We start from the raw sequence: 17,011 nt of genomic DNA on the forward strand, positions 1-17,011 counted from the left end.
GGGTTGAGATGCGCGATCCCGCCGCGAGGTATCACTTGCAGCCGTCCCGGACGACCGTTGAGCGCGCGCTGGATGCGCTGAACTTCTTCCTCGCCGACGTGCGGGACGGGCTCGGCCCCTATCTTGCGATCTACCTCCTCACCGAACGCAAATGGGACGAAGCCTCGATCGGCTCGGTGATGTCGATCGCGGCGATCGCCGGGATCGTCGCGCAGACGCCGGCCGGCGCCCTGATCGACCGCAGCCGCGCCAAGCGGGGATTGATGATCGCGGCCGCCATTGCTGTCACCGCCGCGTGCCTGCTGTTGCCGCTGCTCGATCGATTCGCGCTGGTCGCCGCGACCCAGGCACTCGCAGCCACGAGCGGCTCGGTGTTCGCGCCGGCGATCGCCGCGGTGACGCTCGGTATCGTCGGACCCAAGGCATTCGCGGCGCGGACCGGCCGCAACGAGGCCTTCAATCACGCCGGCAACGCGGTGGCCGCGGCGATCGCCGGCGGCACCGCCTATTGGTTCGGCCCCGTCGTGGTGTTCTGGTTGCTCGCGGCAATGGCGCTCGCCAGCATCGCCGCGACGCTGTCGATCCCACCCGCCGCGATCGACCATCAAGTCGCGCGCGGGCTCGACGATAGCGCCGAGGAGCACGGCACGCGGCATGACCGGCCATCCGGCTTTCGCGTGCTGCTGACCTGCAAGCCACTGCTGATCTTCGCGGTCTCGACCGTGATCTTTCATTTTGCCAATGCGGCGATGCTGCCGCTGGTCGGACAGAAGCTCGCTTTGGTCAACCGCAACCTCGGCACATCGCTGATGTCGGTCTGCATCATTGCGGCGCAGGTCGTGATGGTGCCGGTCGCGATGCTGGTCGGACGCAAGGCCGACATCCGGGGCCGCAAGCCGATCTTTGCCGTGGCGCTCGCGGTGCTGGCCGTTCGCGGCGCGCTCTATCCGTTGTCGGACAATCCGTACTGGCTGGTGTCGGTGCAATTGCTCGACGGCATCGGCGCCGGGATTTTCGGCGCGCTGTTCCCGCTGGTGGTTGCCGACCTCACGCACGGTACCGGGCATTTCAACATCAGCCAGGGCGCGATCGCCACGGCGACCGGTCTCGGCGGCGCGCTCAGCACGGCCGTCGCCGGATTCATCATTGTCCATGCCGGCTATAGCGCCGCATTCCTGTTCCTTGCAGCCGTCGCTGGCGTCGGGCTGATCGGCTACTGCGCATTGATGCCGGAGACATTGCGAACCGCAACGACCACATCGCGCACGCCTGCATTGTCACCACAGAACGGATGATCCGTGATTCGCAGTTACGACTCGTCATGCCGCTGCACGTGACGCAATCCGATGTCCGACAATGATGCAATTCCACGCCTGCATCGACGCGACAACACAGTCATTAACGCCCGTCTCGCGATGACACACGCGCGCAATGTTTCCGCCGACGCGAAAAGTCTGCCGCGATCACGTTGATGAATGCCAGATGACGCATTTGTTGCGCGTGTAACCGCGGCAAGACGCAGCGATTCCGGCATCATTTAAGTCGAATTGAATCCTTTAAGGTTAGCGAGCCAATCAATGTATGAACCAGAAATTTCCATGATTGCCGCGGCTCTTGGATGTACGAGTCAAGTCGGGGTAATTACGGATAAGGCGGGGCATGAACCACATCAGCCACATCGAACAAGCACGAGCCGGATGGTTCGGACATCGCAAGCTGACCCCACGCGCATGCATTGCGGACAGCAAAAAACACCTTCGGACCTTCCTCGCGGAGGCGTTGGAAGACCTCGGCTTCATCACCAGTGAATGCAGCCAGGCATTGGAACTCGACACCGTGCTGGACGCGGAACGGCCCGATCTTCTGGTACTCGGCGTGTCCGTGGACGGCATCGAAGTCAGTAAAATTCTCGAGACTTTGGTGAGAAAGGACTACAGCGGCAAGGTCCTCGTGATCGGCCAGCCGGACTCGATCATCGTCAAGGCGGTCCGGCAGATCGGCGACGAGTACGGCATCGCGATGCTGCCGGCGCTGTCCACGCCGTTCAGCGCCGGAACCCTGCGCGACAGTCTTGCGTCATTGATGCCGCTCGAGCCCGCGCCGAGCCCGGCCGTTGACGTCCCCGAAGCGCTGAAGGCCGGCTGGCTCGAGCTGTGGTATCAGCAGAAAATCCATCTCCGGACGCTGGTTCCGAGCGGCGCCGAGGCGCTGATCCGGATGCGCCATCCGGCATGGGGCGTGGTGCCGCCGGCCTACTTCATCCCCGATGAAAGCGATCCGCATTTTCATGCGCTGTCCGAATTCGTGATCGCGCGTGCGATCGAGGACTGGCGCTATCTGCTCGAGCAGATTGGCCCGGTCAATCTCTCGATCAACCTGCCGATCTCGTTCCTCGCCGACGACGATGCGGTGCGCGAGCTCTGCTATAGGATTCCGGATCATGCGGCCTTTGCCGGCCTGCTGATCGAGATCGACAGCACCGAGGTGGTCGACAATCTGGATCTCGCGATCGATGTCGCGAGGCGCGTTCGGCTGCACAATATCGGCATCTCGATCGACAATGTCGGCGCCAACTGGCCGTCTTTGCTGGGACTGCCGAATTTTCCATTCGTCCAGCTCAAGGTCGATCATCAATACGTCACCGGCTGCGCCGATCAGCGCCTGAAGCAGACGGTGTGCCGGCGCGTCGTGGAGCTCGCCCACGATGCCGGCGCGCAGGTCGTCGCCCAGGGCGTCGAGACCCGCGCGGACTTTCTTGCCGCACACGAGATGGATTTCGATCAGGTCCAGGGCTACCTGTTCGGCAAGCCGATGGGCGTCAAGAAGTTCGCCCGCTCACGCATGCATTTCTCGGAGAAAGAGCCGGCCTCCTGAGGCACGGCCTCAGGTCAAGCTGGAGCGTCGCGATCGATCGCGCGCAGCGCCTCGCCGCGCGCGATCAAGCGCTTTGCGTTGGAATAGGTCGGGACCTCGAGCAGCGAGCCGTCAAGTTCGACGCGCCCAAAGCCCTGCGTCCGCGCCGCTTCGAACGCTGCGACGATCCTGCCCGCCTGGCGCAGCTCATCGTCGCTTGGCGTGAGGACGCGGTTGACGATTCCAGCATGCGCGGGATCGACCAGGCTCTTTGCGGTGTAACCGAGCCGACGCGCCCAGATCGTGTCGCGCTCGACGCCTGCCGCGTCGCTCCAGGTGTAGGGGCAATCGACCGCAACGACATTGGCGGCGCGACATTCGACGATGAAGCGCTGCCGCGCGTAAGCGAGCTCGAGGCCATCGCTGCCGCGTTCGGCGCCAAGATCGGCGGCGAGGTCCTCGGACGCCATCAGGCAGCCGATCGTGCGCCGGCTCGCGGCTGCGATCGCGCCGGTCTGCACCAGGCCGCGCGCGAACTCGATATTCGGCAGCAGCGACGTCGATCCCTCGGCGATCCCATAGTCGCGCTCGAACCGCGTCACCGCTTCGTCAAGCCGGACGACATGGTGCGGTTCGGCGACCTTGGGCAGCGCGACGATATCAGGACGGCCGCGCATCACCGCAGCGAGATCGTCCATGCCGTCCTGGTCCAGCGGATTGACGCGCACCGCGACCACCACGCCCTGATCCCGCCAGGTCGCGTAGAGCTCGGCCGCCAGCGCCCGCGCCTTCGCCCGCAGCGGCGGCGGCGTGAAGTCCTCGAGCTCGTGGATCAGCACGTCGGCACCGCTGGCGGCCGCGTGCTGCAGGACCTGCTCGTTGGCGCCTTCGAGAAACAGCCAGGAGCGACACAGCGCGGCCGGGCGCAGCTTGCGCATCACGCCGTCACTGAAACGTCATGTCGAGGCATTTCGAGATATCGGAGCCGAGGCCGGACGAGATCGTGATGCAGCCGCGAATCTTCTGGGTATTGGTGTCGCTCGCCCAGATCGCATAGCCGCCCGGACCGAAGAACGAATTGGTGTTCGGCGGCTCGGTCTCGGTGGCATCGAAGGTGTAATTGCCGTCGGTCTCGAAGATGCGCGGCTTCTTGGTGCAGCCGCCGTCGGCCTGGACGTTGATGACCTCCTTGTTGTCCCGCGTCAGCGCCAAAGAGACCTGGCAACGGAAGTATTCCGAGGTCTTGGCGTTGAACAGATAGGCGTAGGACTTGCAGGTCGAGGTGTTGAGCTTGCCGGCGGAGAGGCCGCGGCTGCAGGAGATCCGCTGGTTGTTGGAGAGCTTGAACTCGTCCGCCTGCGCGACTGACGCCAGCGTCATGAACGACAGAGCGACACCGATACCGATCTTCATGACGTGGTTCATCCTGATCATCCCTAGGTAGCGTTTCTGGCAATCGAAGCGTTTGTAAACGGTAACGCGAAAATAGTCGCCAAGCTTGATACGGGAAATCACAAACTCGATGATCTGCGCAGGCAGCCACGCCGATTGTCGTATTGACGCACAAATGGCGTTCGTGATTTGTTCAAAGACGTGGGGACGACGCCGTTTTTCGGCCGGAGGTGGATCATGACGTATTTTTTGACCAAGACCTTTTTTGCGACCGCGGCCCTTGCTGCGATGACGACATGCGCATTCGCGCAGGAGGCCGCGCCCTGGGAGCTGAAGACCGACATGGGCTATGCCTATGACAAGGACGGCAAGACCTGGGCGTACAAGATGGGCACCAACAATGCCGGCACCTTGCTGAAGGGCGCCAAGAAGGTGCCGAAGGGGACACTGTTCTTCATCGGCCACAACGGCCAGCTCTACATGCGCTCCGGGCCCTATCTCGAAGGCGACGGCAAGTTCATGTTCGGCTCGAACTAGCCCGTTTTCGAGCGAAGTGGACGCCGGTTCGCTTGAAGATTCTGATTCGAGCAGAACCGGAATGCCCTGACGGTTTTCGGCGAGACTTCAGAATGCCCCGGCCAATTCCCTTGCGCCGGGCTTGTTGCTGTTGAAGTCCATCCGCTCGTTGGTGACGGCAAGCAGTCTGGCCACGGTGTTGTGGCGGATCGCCACCGGGTTGCGCTCGTAACCCGAGCGCTGGAAGAAATTCGTGGTCGGCACCTGTTCGCGCATCGCCTGCGGCATGGTCACCATGTCGAGCCCGGTGCCGTCGCCGGTCAGGTTCATCATCTCGAGCTCGGCCGCGGTGAGCGGACGGGTGTAGCCCTTGGCGCGGGCGAACAGCACCGAGGTCAGCAGCTTGTGGGTCTGCAGCATCGGGCCGATATCGATGTCGAGCACCATCGCATGGCAGGCCCAGCCCTGCGGCGTATCGGCGAGGCGTTGATGCGCCGACCAGTCGTCGGGCACGGTGCGCGTGAACGCCACCATCTTCTTCAGCACCACGAGCTTGTGCTCCATCGCCTTGCGCGCCGGCCCCTGCGTCCGCGCAACCCGCTCGGTCAGGTCCCGCACGAATTCATGGCCCTGTTCGGCCAGGAGCTCGACGGTGTTGGTGGTGAGCAGCTGGTTATAGCCCATCGCGGTGGAGATCGCGCGCTTGCCGCCGTGCTCGATACCCGCCTGCACGTCGTAATTGCCGGTGCCGCCGGTCTCGAACGAATAGACCCGCACCGCCTGCTCCGGCGTCAGCCCCGCCGCGCGGGCGTAGCGGGCGTAGGCGCGCTTGAACTCGACCTCGCTGGTTGGCCGCTGCGGCGTGAACTGGAATTGCTCGGCGGCCGCCCTGACCAGATCCGAGACCACCGGAATCGTTTTCGGCGGCCGCGGCGGCTTGCCGCCTTCCTCTTCGGGCGCCGGATTGACCGGCCGCTTCGGCCCCTCATAGACCGGTGGCTGCTGCAGCACGTAGTCATCAAGCGTGATCTGCACGCGGTCGCGGCGCTTGGCATTGCGGCCGCGCCGCTTGTCGGCAATCGCGCTCCAATAGGCGCCGGCGTCCTGCTCGAACGCAGCACGCGCCTCCTCGTATTCCTGCAGCTTGCGGCGATAGTCCATGATCGCCTGCGGCGATGCCTGCGCCATCGCATTGGCGACGGACGGCGGCAACGCATCGGCCTCGCCGGCCAAGACGGACGGCGCGCCGGCGGTGAGCGCGAGCGCGACGAGTCCAAGGCAGGGGCGAATCAATTGCGGGCGCATGGCCTCGTTGTAGCAAGCGCGGCCGCGAAGTCAGCCCGGAATTGTCCGGGTCGAAGCGGCCGGATGCCGCGATCGGCTCCAGAATTTTCGCCACAATGCGGTGTTCGCCGCGCAAAGCGGCGAACACGACGGGGTGATGACGGTTACTTCCATGCGAACACCGGTTGTTCCAGATCGGCGACACGGGTGCTGCGCCCGGCCAGCACCTCGCGGAACTGATAGATCAGCGCGGCGGTCGGCGCATGGATCTGCTGGCCGCCGAGACGGAAGCGGATCACGCGCCGCGCGCTCTCGGGAATCATGACGAAGCTGAACGCGTCCTGAAGCTCGATCGCATCGAGGCCGATGCGATGAACGGACGCGACCTCGTCAGGATTCGGCGTGATCACGGCATGCGCACCGGCCCACACCACGACCGGCGTGATCAGATAGCCGGACCGGGTCGGATAGTCGTCGAGCATCCCGAGCACGTCGCGTTCGGACAGCTTGAGCCCAAGCTCCTCGTGCAGTTCGCGCAGCGCGGCCTGAGGCTGCGTTTCGCCGGCATCGCAGCGTCCGCCCGGCAGCGCCCATTGCGCGCTGTGCGCACGCAGCCGCGCACTGCGACGGGTCAGCAGAAACGCCGTGCCGTCGCCGTCATCGGCTTCAGTCAGCGCGATCGCGACCGCCGCGCGCTTCAGCGCCGGTGCAGCGTCCGCCGCGGACTGACGCGCGAATGCGGCGCAGAGCTCTGCGATATTCCGCCGGGTGGCATCGTCAAATGTGCGGGCCATTGAGCTTGACTACAACACATCAGCGTTTGATGAAATGAGCCGAACGACATGCCTCCTGCGATCAATCATCTGCAAGCAAGGGATCCCTCCTCATGACGGCCAAGGCCGCGGACCACCTCAAATCCGACGGCTGGAAGATCGCCGAAACCACGGGATTCCTGACCCTGATCGGCCCGTTGTGGGAACGGTTGAAGGACGGCGCGCTCGAGCTCGCGCTGATCACCGAGGACAAGCACCACAATCGCCGCGGCCTGGTGCAGGGCGGCGTGATCATGACCTTTGCCGACCGCGCCTGCGGCATGGCCGCGCGCTTCGTCTCGGGCAGGCCGACGCTTGCGACGGTGCAGCTCGACACCCATTTCGTCGAGGCCGGCAAGATCGGCGAGATCCTGACGACACGGCCCCGCGTGGTGCGTTCGACTCGCAGCCTGATCTTCATCACCGCCGAGGTGACCGTCGAGAAGCGCTGCATCGCGATGGCCAATGGCGTGTTCAAGATCCTGAAGAACGAGAGTTGATCCCCGTCATTCCGGAGGAACGATCGATGCAATATCGCCAGCTTGGCCGCAGCGGCCTGAAGGTTTCGCCGATCTGCTTGGGCACCATGATGTTCGGCGGACCGACCGACGAGGCGACCTCGTCGCGGATCGTGGCCAAGGCGCGCGAGGCCGGCATCAACTTCATCGACAGCGCCGATGCCTATAATGGCGGCAAGTCCGAGGAGGTCGTCGGCCGCGCGATCGCCAACAGCCGCTCGAACTGGGTGCTCGCGACCAAGCTCGCCAATCCGATCGGCGACGATCCCAACCATGGCGGGTTGTCGCGGCGCTGGGTGTTGCAGGCCGCCGACGAGAGCCTGAAGCGGCTCGGCACCGACTACATCGACGTCTACTATTTGCACAAGGAAGACCACGCGACGCCGCTCGACGAGACGGTGCGTGCGATGGGTGACCTGATCCGCGCCGGCAAGGTGCGCTATTTCGGCGTCTCCAACTACCGCGCCTGGCGCGTCGCCGAGATCTGCAACATCTGCGACCGGCTCGGCATCGACCGCCCGGTCGCGAGCCAGCCCTATTACAATGCGATGAACCGGATGCCCGAGGTCGAGCATTTCCCGGCCTGCGCCTATTACGGCCTCGGCATTGTGTCCTACAGCCCGCTGGCGCGCGGCGTCTTGACCGGCAAATACGCGCCCGACGCGGCGCCGCCGGCGGACACCCGTGCGGGACGCAACGACAAGCGCATGATGCAGACCGAGTGGCGGCCGGAATCGCTCGAGCTCGCGCAGGAGATCAAGCGCCACGCCGAGAGCCGCGGCATCACCGCCGGGCAGTTCGCGGTGTCCTGGGTGCTGAACTCGTCGTTCGTCAGCGCAGTGATCGCAGGCCCGCGCACCGAAGCGCAATGGGACGACTACATCCGCGCGCTCGACTACCGCTTCACCGCCGAGGACGAAGCCCTGATCGACCGCCTCGTCGTGGCCGGCCATCCCTCGACGCCGGGCTTCAACGATCCCGCCTATCCGATCGAAGGGCGCCGGGCACGGACCGGATAGCATCAAGGCCGGCGCTCCACTCGGCTGCGCCGAAGTTACGTTTCGTAGCTTCCGAATTGCGCCGGCGTCGCGCCGGCTGCACCATCGGCACATGACAATGCTGATGCTGGTGCTGCCGTGACGGCATCCAATGCACTGGACTGGATCGTGGCTCTGCTGGTGTGCTGGGCGAGCCTGACCGCCATCTTCGAGCCCTCGCGCGGGGCCTCGCAGTGCGACGTCCCCGCTGTGACCAGCAGCGCGCCGCAGGTCCCGCTCGCGGCGCCGACGCAGGCTGAGCTCGACACGATGATTCGCGACATGAAGCTGCACGACTGACCGGCACAGCGCGAAAGCCGTAATCTCGATCCCCGAAATGAAACAGGGCGGCGCCGAAGCGCCGCCCTGCCCTGATTGCCGTTGCAGGCCGCTTATTTGTGGCCGGCGACCTCGAAGCGGTCGAGGTTCATCACCTTGGTCCAGGCGGCGACGAAGTCCTTGACGAACTTGTCCTTGGCGTCGGCGCTGGCATAGACCTCGGCCAGTGCACGCAACTGCGAGTGCGAGCCGAAGATCAGGTCGGCACGGGTGCCGGTCCATTTGACCTGCTTGGTCTTGCGGTCATGCGCCTCGTAAACTCCTTCGGCGCCGGCGACCGGATCCCACACCGTGCTCATGCTGAGCAAGTTGACGAAGAAGTCGTTGGTCAGCGTGCCCGGCTTGTCGGTGAGCACGCCGTGCTTGGACTTGCCGTGGTTTGCCCCGAGCACCCGCAGGCCGCCGACCAGCACCGTCATTTCCGGAGCGGTGAGCGTCAGGAGCTGCGCGCGATCGACCAGCAGGGCCTCGACCGGCATCGGATGATTGCCGCGGATGTAGTTGCGGAAGCCATCGACGGTCGGCTCAAGCGCGGCAAACGAATGCACGTCGGTCTGCGCCTGCGAGGCGTCGGTGCGGCCCGGCGTGAACGGCACCTTGACGTCATGGCCGCCATCCTTCGCCGCCTTCTCGACCGCAGCGACGCCGCCGAGCACGACGAGGTCGGCGAGCGAGACCTTCTTGCCGTCCTTCTGCGCCGCGTTGAACTCCTTCTGGATGCCTTCCAGCTTGGCGAGCACCTTCGAGAGTTCGGCCGGCTGGTTGACGTCCCAGTCCTTCTGCGGCGCGAGGCGGATGCGGCCGCCATTGGCGCCACCGCGCTTGTCGGAGCCGCGGAACGTCGAGGCCGACGCCCAGGCGGTCGACACCAGCTCGGAGACCGACAGGCCGGACGCCAACAGCTTCGCCTTCAGCGCGGCGATGTCCTGCTCGCTGACCAGCTCATGGCCGATCGCCGGAATCGGATCCTGCCAGAGCAGCTCTTCCTTCGGCACCAGCGGGCCGAGGTAGCGCACGACGGGTCCCATGTCGCGGTGGGTCAGCTTGAACCAGGCGCGGGCAAACGCGTCGGCGAACTGATCCGGATTCTCGTAGAAGCGGCGCGAGATCTTCTCGTAGGCCGGGTCGATCTTCAGCGCGAGGTCGGTGGTCAGCATCGCCGGCGCATGACGCTTCGACGAATCGTGGGCATCCGGCACCGAATTGGCACCGGCGCCGTGCTTCGGCTGCCACTGATGGGCACCGGCCGGGCTCTTGGTCAGCTCCCATTCATAGCCGAACAGGTTCCAGAAGAAGTTGTTGCTCCACTTGGTCGGCGTCGAGGTCCAGGTCACTTCGAGGCCCGACGTGATCGCGTCGCCCGCGATGCCGGTGGCGTATTTGCTCGACCAGCCGAGGCCCTGCTGCTCGATCTGGCCGCCTTCCGGCTCCGGACCGACCAGCGAGGCATCGCCGGCGCCGTGGGTCTTGCCGAAGGTATGGCCGCCAGCGATCAGCGCTACGGTTTCCTCGTCGTTCATCGCCATGCGGGCGAAGGTCTCGCGGATGTCGCGGGCCGCAGCCAGCGGATCCGGCTTGCCGTTCGGGCCTTCCGGATTGACGTAGATCAGGCCCATCTGCACCGCGCCGAGATGACCATGCAGCTCGCGATCACCGGAGTAGCGCTGATCGTCGAGCCACTTGGCCTCGGGACCCCAATTGACGTCCTGCTCGGGCTCCCAGACGTCGGCACGGCCGCCGGCGAAGCCGAAGGTCTTGAAGCCCATCGACTCCAGAGCGACGTTGCCCGCGAGGATCATCAGGTCGGCCCAGGAGATCTTCTTGCCGTACTTCTGCTTGACCGGCCACAGCAGGCGACGCGCCTTGTCGAGGTTGGCGTTGTCGGGCCAGCTGTTGAGCGGCGCAAAGCGCTGTTGACCGGCGCCCGCGCCACCGCGGCCGTCGCCGATGCGATAGGTGCCCGCGCTGTGCCAGGCCATGCGGATGAACAGCGGTCCGTAGTGACCGAAATCCGCCGGCCACCAATCCTGCGAGTCCGTCATCACATGGTGCAGGTCCTTGACCACCGCATTGAGGTCGAGGCTCTTGAACTCCTTGGCGTAGTCGAAGCTCTCGCCCATCGGGTCCGACAGGTTCGACTGCTGATGGAGAATGCTGATGTCGAGCTGGTTAGGCCACCAGTCACGGTTGCTTGGTGCTGATTTCCCGCCTGAGAACGGGCATTTTGCTTCTTCTGACATTACCGGCTCCTTTGGAGGTTGGGGGTCCAACCATTCCGCGTAGAAGCATTCTACTTAGCCGATCCCATCAGGTGAAATTGACTTTGTTGATCGCGACGATAAGTTTATCTGATGATAAATGTCACACTCCGGCAACTGAGGTATTTCGATGCGCTGGCGCAGCACGGCCATTTCGGCCGCGCCGCCGATGCCTGTGCGGTGTCGCAGCCGGCGCTGTCGATGCAGATCCGCGAACTGGAACAGGCCGTCGGCGGCGTGCTGATCGAGCGCAGCGCGCGGCAGGTGACGCTGACGGCGTTCGGCGAGGAACTGCTGCGCCGCGTTCGCGACATCCTGCGCTCGGTCGACGAACTCGGCGACTTCGCGCGCGCCTCGCGCGACAAGCTCGCCGGACGGCTGCGCGTCGGCATGATCCCGACGATCGCGCCATATCTGCTGCCGAAGGTGATCGAGACGCTGGCGCGGCTGCATCCCGAGCTCGACATCCATGTCCGCGAGACACTGACGCCGAAGCTGATCAAGGAGGTCGCCGAGGGCCGGCTCGATACCGCGATCGTGGCGCTGCCGGTGTCGGAACCGTCGCTGACCGAGGTTGCGCTGTTCTCGGAGAATTTCCTGCTGGTGCGGCCGGGCGAGGACGCCAAGACCCCGGTGCCGAGCGCCGAGATGCTGCGCGAGATGCGGCTGCTGCTGCTCGAGGAAGGCCATTGCTTCCGCGACCAGGCGCTGTCGTTCTGCAACATGCAGTCCTCGCCGCCGCGCGAGGTGCTGGATGCGAGCTCGCTGTCGACCCTGGTGCAGATGGTCGGCGCCGGCATCGGCGTCACGCTGATCCCGGAGATGGCGGTGACGGTGGAAACCCGCTCGGCGCCGGTTACGGTCTCCCGCTTCAAGCACCCGCAGCCCTCGCGCACCATCGGCATGGTCTGGCGCAAGACCTCGCCGCTCGCCGCGCAGCTCCAGCAGATCGCCGACGTGGTGAGCCTCGCGGCCCGCGAACTGCGCGCGCCAAAGGGGGATGGGAGCAAGGAGCCGGCGAAGCGCGCGGGGCGACGGAAGGTTGGGTGATCTCGCGCGTTGAGGCGCGATCGTCGTTCGACGCGCGACGCTGACCACACCCACAAGTGTCGTCCCTGCGAAAGCAGGGACCCATACTCCGCGGCGGATGTGGTGAGAGGGACTCGTCGTTGCAGCGGCGCGCAACAATCAACTTCGGTGGTTATGGGTCCCTGCTTTCGCAGGGACGACAGCGAGTGTGTTGCACGGCCGGTGACTCACATATCCGCGGTCTCGCGACATGATTTGTCCGAGCTTTGCAAAACGAGCGCGGCATCACACACGGAGCCGAGGAGCTCCCGCGCCCCTACTTCTCCAGATACTTCTTCATCTCGGCGATCAGGCCGTCGCGCAGTTCGGGGCGCTTGAGGCCGAAGGCGATGTTGGCGCGGAGGAAGCCGGGCTTGGAGCCGCAATCGTGACGCTCGCCCTCGAACTCGACGCCGTAGAATTTCTGCGTCTTGGCAAGCCCGATCATCGCGTCGGTGAGCTGGATCTCGCCGCCGGCGCCGCGCTCCTGCGTCGCCAGGATGTCGAAGATCTCGGGCTGCAGGATGTAGCGGCCGGTGATCGACAGATTCGACGGTGCGGTGCCCTGCGGCGGCTTCTCGACCATGCGGTCGACCTCGAAGATGTTGCCGGTACGTTTGCCGACGCTGCAGATGCCGTATTGATGGGTGAGCTCGTCGGGCACCGCCTCGACCGCGATCAGGTTCGACTTGTCGCCGAGCTTGCTTGCGGCATCGATCATCTGCTTCAGGCAGCCCGGCGTGTTCAGCACCAGTTCATCGGGCAGCACCACCGCGAACGGCTCGTTGCCGACGATGTCGCGCGCGCACCACACCGCGTGGCCGAGCCCGAGCGGCGCCTGCTGCCGCGTGAAGCTCATCGCGCCGGCTTCCGGCTGGTTCTGCGCCAGGATGTCCTGTTCTGTCTTCTTGCCGCGCTGCGCGAGCGTGGTGTCGAGCTCGAACATGCGGTCGAAGTGATCCTCGATGACGCCCTTGTTGCGGCCGGTGACGAACACGAAGTGCTCGATGCCGGCTTCCCTCGCCTCGTCGACCACGTACTGGATCAGGGGCTTGTCGACGATGGTCAACATCTCCTTCGGCATCGCCTTGGTGGCGGGCAGCACACGGGTACCGAGACCGGCGACGGGAAATACGGCTTTGCGGATCTTCATGGGATTATCGGAAGCCTTGCAACGGGTGGGACGGCGACGCGAAATTCAATCGCTTCTTGGTACCCGTTTTGCAGCCGAGAACAAAGGCGGATGTGTGATGTGCACCCATCCGCCTTTTCCACCCAAGCGCTCGACCTACCTGGGCATCCCGACGGCACGTGAGTTCACGTGTGACGAAACCGGCACGCCGCGGGATGCAGCCGAAGCGGTGACAGAGGATGCGATCCAGCGGCGATATTTGCGGGTCAGCAACGCCGTGCGCAATTGGGCGAGAACCAACGCCTTGAGCGGCGAAACGTTCGGATTTGCCTGACGGCCCCGGCTCAACCGCCGCAGCTGGAATTTCACGACCGCCATCGCTGCAAGTGAGGCCAACGGCTTGCTCTTCCAGCGGATCGGCGCGACTTCTGGCCGCAGATCCTCAGCCCTGCGCCACGCACTCGGCAGATCCGGCCGGACCGCAAGCGCGGTGGCGATGCCCGCGATGGCAACGCCGCTGTCGAGCACCTGCTGCACGACGCCGATGCGGCGAATGCCGCCGGTGACCATCACGGGCATTTTGGCGACCGCGGCGATCTCGCGCGCGAAATCGAGGAAATAGGCCTCGCGCGCCAACGTGCGGCCGTCGCGTGCATCGCCCTGCATCGCCGGCGCCTCGTAACTGCCGCCCGACAGTTCCACGAGATCCACCGGCAATTCATTCAACATCTCGACCACTGTCTTCGCATCGCGCGCATCGAAACCGCCGCGCTGGAAATCGGCCGAGTTCAATTTGACCGCAACCGAGAAGCCGGGCGACACCGCCGCGCGGACGGCCTTGACGGTTTCGGTCAACAGACGCGCGCGGTTTTGCAGCGAGCCACCCCAATTGTCAGTGCGCCGGTTGCTCAATGGCGACAGGAACTGGCTGATCAGATAGCCGTGCGCGGCGTGGATCTGCACGCCGGAGAACCCGGCCTGCTCGCCGAGCTTCGCCGCAGTGACGAAGCGCGCGATCACCTCGCTGATGTCCTGCTCGGTCATCGCCTTCGGTGTCGCAAACAGGTTGGAATGCTTGCCGAGATCGAGCGCCACCGCCGATGGCGCAAGGGTTTGCTGGCCCAGATTCTTCATCATCTGGCGGCCGGGATGGCTGAGCTGCAGCCAGATTTGCGCGCCTTTTGCGCGGCCGATCCGCGCCCAGTTGCGGAACGCCTCAAGCGGGGTGCCGTCCTCCAGCACGACGCCGCCCGGCCCGGTCATGGCGTGGCGATCGATCATCACGTTGCCAGTGATGATGAGGCCGGCGCCGCCATCGGCCCAGGCCTGGTAGAGGCGCAACAACTCGGCCGACGGGAGATGCGCCGCGTCAGCCATGTTCTCTTCCATCGCCGCCTTGGCGATGCGGTTGGGAATGCTGCTTCCATTGGGCAAAGTGAGGGAATCGAACGGCGACATGGGGCCAGGTCCTTGGCTTGAGTTCCTTGTTGATCTGGGCGCACCCTAACCTTAAAGTAAACTTTAAGGTCAAGCGGCGAGGAGGACGGCGAGTGAAGATCGGGGAACTGGCACGGGAGTCCGGCCTCGCCCCGTCGCGCATCCGCTTCTACGAGCGCGAGGGCCTGATCGGGTCGATCGACCGCGGTTTGAACGGCTATCGGCAATATTCGCGCGAGACCCGACAGACCCTCGAGATCATCGTGATGGCCCAACAGGCTGGATTTTCTCTCGACGAGATCCGGAACCTGCTGCCGCCCCACGGCAAGGGCGACTGGAGCCGCGACGCGCTGGTGGCCGCGCTCAAGACCAAAGTGGCCGAGATCGAGGCTTTGCGGCACCGATTGGCTGACACCCAGGCCGGGCTCGAGGCCGTGATCGCCCGGATCGAAGCCTCGCCGCCGGGCGGCGACTGTTTTGATAACGCCGAGGGTATTTTGGCCGGCATCAGGGACCAGGCGAAGCCGGGTTGATACCGCCGGCCAATTTGTCCCGGGCCAAACCCATCGCGCGGTTTCGTCACGTCCCAAATGCGGCCTTTTGTTAAGCTATTGGAAACCGTGACGAGGCCTTCTGAGGCGCACGATTTTTGACAGGCATACGACACATGCGCGCGACGGGAACATCGAGGACCAAGCTTTTCAGCGCGAGCCTGATCGCGCTGGCTTTGCTGCTGCCCGGCAGCACGCAAGCCCAGTCGGCCGGCAACGGCCTGACCAACCTGATCGACAGTATCTTTTCGCCGAACGCGACGCCGCCGCAGGCTGCGACCGGACAGGATGGCGCAGCGCCGCCCTGGAGCGGCGAAGACGGCGCTTCCGGCAATCCGTTGATGACTGCCGCCGCGATCCGCCAGGCCGCATCCGACTTCCCGAATTGCGTCGCGGCGATGTGGCCCGACGCCGCGCGGCGCAACATCACGCAGCAGAATTTCGAGCGCTTCACCGCGGGCCTGCAACCCGACCTGCGCATCATGGATCTGCTCGACTCGCAGCCGGAATTCACCAAGGCGATCTGGGACTATCTCGACATCCTGGTCAGCGATGCGCGGCTGGCGAAAGGCCGCGAGATCCTCGCGAAGTACAAGCCGCAATTCGACGCGACCGAGAAAGCCTATGGCGTCGACCGCTACATCATCGCGGCGATCTGGGGCATCGAGTCGAACTACTCGACCCAGATGGGCGATCGCAGCGTGGTGCAGTCGACCGCGACGCTCGCCTGCATCGGCCGCCGCCAGGCCTATTTCAAGGACGAGTTCCTGTCGGCGCTGGAGATCCTCAACCGCGGCGATCTCAGGCCCGAGCAACTGCGCGGCTCCTGGGCCGGCGCGTTCGGCCCGACCCAGTTCATGCCGACCGCGTTCAAGCGCTACGCCGTCGACGGCGATGGCGACGGCCGCCGCGACGTGGTCGACAATCCGAGCGACCTGATCGCCTCCACCGCCAACAATCTGAAGAAGGACGGCTGGCAGACCGGCGCGAGCTGGGGCTACGAGGTCGTACTGCCGCAGGGCCTGAACTACATGCTGGCCGACCGCGCCAAGGTGATGTCGCTGTCGCAATGGGAGCAGCTCGGCATCAAGCGGCCCAACGGGCAGCAATTCCCGCGGCCATCCGACAAGGCCTACCTGCTGGCGCCGGCGGGCGCCGAAGGTCCGGGCTTCCTGATGCTGCAGAACTTCCGCGTCATCATGAAATACAACCCGGCCGAGGCCTATGCGCTCGCGATCGGCCATTTCGCCGATCGGCTGCGCGGCGGCCAACCCTTCGTGCAGCCGTGGCCGCGCCAGGAGCGGGTGCTGTCGCGCGCCGAACGGCTGGAACTGCAACAGCTGCTCGCCCAGCGCGGCTTCTACAAGGGCACGCCCGATGGCCAGTTCGGCGGCCAGACCCGCGAGGCGCTGCGTGGCTTCCAGGTCTCGATCGGCGCGCCGGCCGACGGCTTTGCCACGTCAGAGGTGCTGGACCGGCTGCGCGGGCGATAGCGACAAGCTCAGTCACCTCTCCCGCTTGCGGGGGAGGTCGGACTGCATCGGAGATGCAATCCGGGTGGGGGCTCTCCCCACATAATGACTGGTCCCATCGCGGTGATACCGCCGCCCCGGCCCTCCCCCGTAAGCGGGAGAGGGAGCGCGGTTCCGTCGCGATGACACCCGGGCCCCCTCCTCTCCAAAAGTAACTGTGAAATCCGATATTTGACGCCTGCCTTGACGGCGGCCGGAGGCACCCGATTTATGGTGGAAAAGCTGCCCGCTTGCGGCCCGATTCCGCTAATATGCTCACGTACTTCCAGATCATTGCGACGC

16 protein-coding genes are annotated in these 17,011 nt (G+C 65.0%); 9 read left to right on the forward strand and 7 right to left on the reverse strand.

Features of this window, described 5'->3' with window-relative positions:
• Positions 1-8: 8 nt before the first annotated feature.
• Both JQ616_RS03460 and JQ616_RS03465 read left to right on the forward strand, forming a co-directional pair.
• Positions 9-1,295, forward strand: a complete 1,287-nt coding sequence (locus tag JQ616_RS03460; protein WP_212012250.1) for an MFS transporter — start codon at positions 9-11, stop codon at positions 1,293-1,295.
• Between the two features lie 364 nt (positions 1,296-1,659).
• Positions 1,660-2,874: an EAL domain-containing response regulator gene (locus tag JQ616_RS03465; RefSeq protein ID WP_212012252.1), complete on the forward strand. Its 1,215-nt coding sequence runs from the start codon at positions 1,660-1,662 to the stop codon at positions 2,872-2,874.
• A 14-nt stretch (positions 2,875-2,888) separates the two neighbouring features.
• On the opposite strand, the gene JQ616_RS03470 is transcribed toward JQ616_RS03465, so the two are convergent.
• Together JQ616_RS03470 and JQ616_RS03475 are read right to left on the reverse strand one after the other, a co-directional pair.
• Complete coding sequence (locus JQ616_RS03470) at positions 2,889-3,791, reverse strand: HpcH/HpaI aldolase/citrate lyase family protein (protein ID WP_249136366.1); 903 nt, start codon at positions 3,789-3,791, stop codon at positions 2,889-2,891.
• Between the two features lie 7 nt (positions 3,792-3,798).
• Positions 3,799-4,278, reverse strand: a complete 480-nt coding sequence (locus tag JQ616_RS03475; protein WP_212012256.1) for a hypothetical protein — start codon at positions 4,276-4,278, stop codon at positions 3,799-3,801.
• Between the two features lie 204 nt (positions 4,279-4,482).
• Here JQ616_RS03475 and JQ616_RS03480 point away from each other — a divergent pair, with 204 nt between their 5' ends.
• Positions 4,483-4,782, forward strand: a complete 300-nt coding sequence (locus tag JQ616_RS03480) for a hypothetical protein (protein WP_212012257.1) — start codon at positions 4,483-4,485, stop codon at positions 4,780-4,782.
• Between the two features lie 87 nt (positions 4,783-4,869).
• On the opposite strand, the gene JQ616_RS03485 is transcribed toward JQ616_RS03480, so the two are convergent.
• A complete protein-coding gene (locus JQ616_RS03485) occupies positions 4,870-6,066 on the reverse strand; it encodes a hypothetical protein (protein WP_212012258.1) in 1,197 nt (398 codons plus the stop codon).
• Between the two features lie 143 nt (positions 6,067-6,209).
• Positions 6,210-6,839, reverse strand: coding sequence for an NUDIX hydrolase (locus JQ616_RS03490; RefSeq protein ID WP_212012259.1), 630 nt, complete (start codon positions 6,837-6,839; stop codon positions 6,210-6,212).
• Positions 6,840-6,931: 92 nt separating this feature from the next.
• On the opposite strand from JQ616_RS03490, the gene JQ616_RS03495 reads away from it, so the two are divergent.
• The 3 genes from JQ616_RS03495 to JQ616_RS03505 all read left to right on the forward strand — a co-directional run bounded on the left by JQ616_RS03495 (position 6,932) and on the right by JQ616_RS03505 (position 8,712).
• On the forward strand, positions 6,932-7,357 hold the full coding sequence (locus tag JQ616_RS03495) for a PaaI family thioesterase (protein ID WP_212012260.1): 426 nt from the start codon (positions 6,932-6,934) through the stop codon (positions 7,355-7,357).
• A 26-nt stretch (positions 7,358-7,383) separates the two neighbouring features.
• Positions 7,384-8,394, forward strand: a complete 1,011-nt coding sequence (locus tag JQ616_RS03500) for an aldo/keto reductase (protein WP_212012261.1) — start codon at positions 7,384-7,386, stop codon at positions 8,392-8,394.
• A gap of 117 nt (positions 8,395-8,511) precedes the next feature.
• Positions 8,512-8,712, forward strand: a complete 201-nt coding sequence (locus JQ616_RS03505; protein ID WP_212012262.1) for a hypothetical protein — start codon at positions 8,512-8,514, stop codon at positions 8,710-8,712.
• Positions 8,713-8,804: 92 nt separating this feature from the next.
• Here JQ616_RS03505 and katG read toward each other — a convergent pair whose 3' ends face one another.
• Positions 8,805-10,991 carry a catalase/peroxidase HPI gene (gene katG, locus JQ616_RS03510; RefSeq protein ID WP_212012263.1) on the reverse strand — a complete coding sequence of 729 codons (2,187 nt, stop codon included), beginning with the start codon at positions 10,989-10,991 and terminating at the stop codon, positions 8,805-8,807.
• Between the two features lie 111 nt (positions 10,992-11,102).
• On the opposite strand from katG, the gene JQ616_RS03515 reads away from it, so the two are divergent.
• The gene (locus JQ616_RS03515; protein WP_212012265.1) at positions 11,103-12,059 is read left to right on the forward strand and encodes a LysR substrate-binding domain-containing protein; all 957 of its coding nucleotides are present in this window, start codon (positions 11,103-11,105) and stop codon (positions 12,057-12,059) included.
• A 295-nt stretch (positions 12,060-12,354) separates the two neighbouring features.
• Here the strand turns inward: JQ616_RS03515 and galU are convergent, their stop codons facing one another.
• Both galU and JQ616_RS03525 read right to left on the reverse strand, forming a co-directional pair.
• A complete protein-coding gene (gene galU / locus JQ616_RS03520) occupies positions 12,355-13,230 on the reverse strand; it encodes a UTP--glucose-1-phosphate uridylyltransferase GalU (protein WP_212012267.1) in 876 nt (291 codons plus the stop codon).
• Positions 13,231-13,365: 135 nt separating this feature from the next.
• Positions 13,366-14,667 (reverse strand): NADH:flavin oxidoreductase/NADH oxidase family protein, encoded by a 1,302-nt coding sequence (locus JQ616_RS03525; RefSeq protein WP_212012269.1) that lies wholly within the window; start codon positions 14,665-14,667, stop codon positions 13,366-13,368.
• Positions 14,668-14,759: 92 nt separating this feature from the next.
• Here JQ616_RS03525 and JQ616_RS03530 point away from each other — a divergent pair, with 92 nt between their 5' ends.
• Both JQ616_RS03530 and JQ616_RS03535 read left to right on the forward strand, forming a co-directional pair.
• Entirely contained in the window at positions 14,760-15,179 is a 420-nt protein-coding gene (locus JQ616_RS03530) for a MerR family transcriptional regulator (protein ID WP_212012271.1), read from the forward strand.
• Positions 15,180-15,313: 134 nt separating this feature from the next.
• Positions 15,314-16,690: a lytic murein transglycosylase gene (locus JQ616_RS03535; RefSeq protein WP_212012273.1), complete on the forward strand. Its 1,377-nt coding sequence runs from the start codon at positions 15,314-15,316 to the stop codon at positions 16,688-16,690.
• Positions 16,691-17,011 lie beyond the last annotated feature (321 nt).

Origin of the sequence: Bradyrhizobium tropiciagri, assembly GCF_018130545.1 — a bacterium.
Classification (GTDB): domain Bacteria; phylum Pseudomonadota; class Alphaproteobacteria; order Rhizobiales; family Xanthobacteraceae; genus Bradyrhizobium; species Bradyrhizobium tropiciagri_A.

Excerpts from the sequence above, each read along its gene's own strand:
- JQ616_RS03460 (WP_212012250.1), top strand. The coding sequence starts at position 9 with ATGCGCGATCCCGCCGCGAGGTATCACTTGCAGCCGTCCCGGACGACC.
- JQ616_RS03465 (WP_212012252.1), top strand. The coding sequence starts at position 1,660 with ATGAACCACATCAGCCACATCGAACAAGCACGAGCCGGATGGTTCGGA.
- JQ616_RS03470 (WP_249136366.1), bottom strand. The coding sequence starts at position 3,791 with ATGCGCAAGCTGCGCCCGGCCGCGCTGTGTCGCTCCTGGCTGTTTCTC.
- JQ616_RS03475 (WP_212012256.1), bottom strand. The coding sequence starts at position 4,278 with ATGAACCACGTCATGAAGATCGGTATCGGTGTCGCTCTGTCGTTCATG.
- JQ616_RS03480 (WP_212012257.1), top strand. The coding sequence starts at position 4,483 with ATGACGTATTTTTTGACCAAGACCTTTTTTGCGACCGCGGCCCTTGCT.
- JQ616_RS03485 (WP_212012258.1), bottom strand. The coding sequence starts at position 6,066 with ATGCGCCCGCAATTGATTCGCCCCTGCCTTGGACTCGTCGCGCTCGCG.
- JQ616_RS03490 (WP_212012259.1), bottom strand. The coding sequence starts at position 6,839 with ATGGCCCGCACATTTGACGATGCCACCCGGCGGAATATCGCAGAGCTC.
- JQ616_RS03495 (WP_212012260.1), top strand. The coding sequence starts at position 6,932 with ATGACGGCCAAGGCCGCGGACCACCTCAAATCCGACGGCTGGAAGATC.
- JQ616_RS03500 (WP_212012261.1), top strand. The coding sequence starts at position 7,384 with ATGCAATATCGCCAGCTTGGCCGCAGCGGCCTGAAGGTTTCGCCGATC.
- katG (WP_212012263.1), bottom strand. The coding sequence starts at position 10,991 with ATGTCAGAAGAAGCAAAATGCCCGTTCTCAGGCGGGAAATCAGCACCA.
- JQ616_RS03515 (WP_212012265.1), top strand. The coding sequence starts at position 11,103 with ATGATAAATGTCACACTCCGGCAACTGAGGTATTTCGATGCGCTGGCG.
- galU (WP_212012267.1), bottom strand. The coding sequence starts at position 13,230 with ATGAAGATCCGCAAAGCCGTATTTCCCGTCGCCGGTCTCGGTACCCGT.
- JQ616_RS03525 (WP_212012269.1), bottom strand. The coding sequence starts at position 14,667 with ATGTCGCCGTTCGATTCCCTCACTTTGCCCAATGGAAGCAGCATTCCC.
- JQ616_RS03535 (WP_212012273.1), top strand. The coding sequence starts at position 15,314 with ATGCGCGCGACGGGAACATCGAGGACCAAGCTTTTCAGCGCGAGCCTG.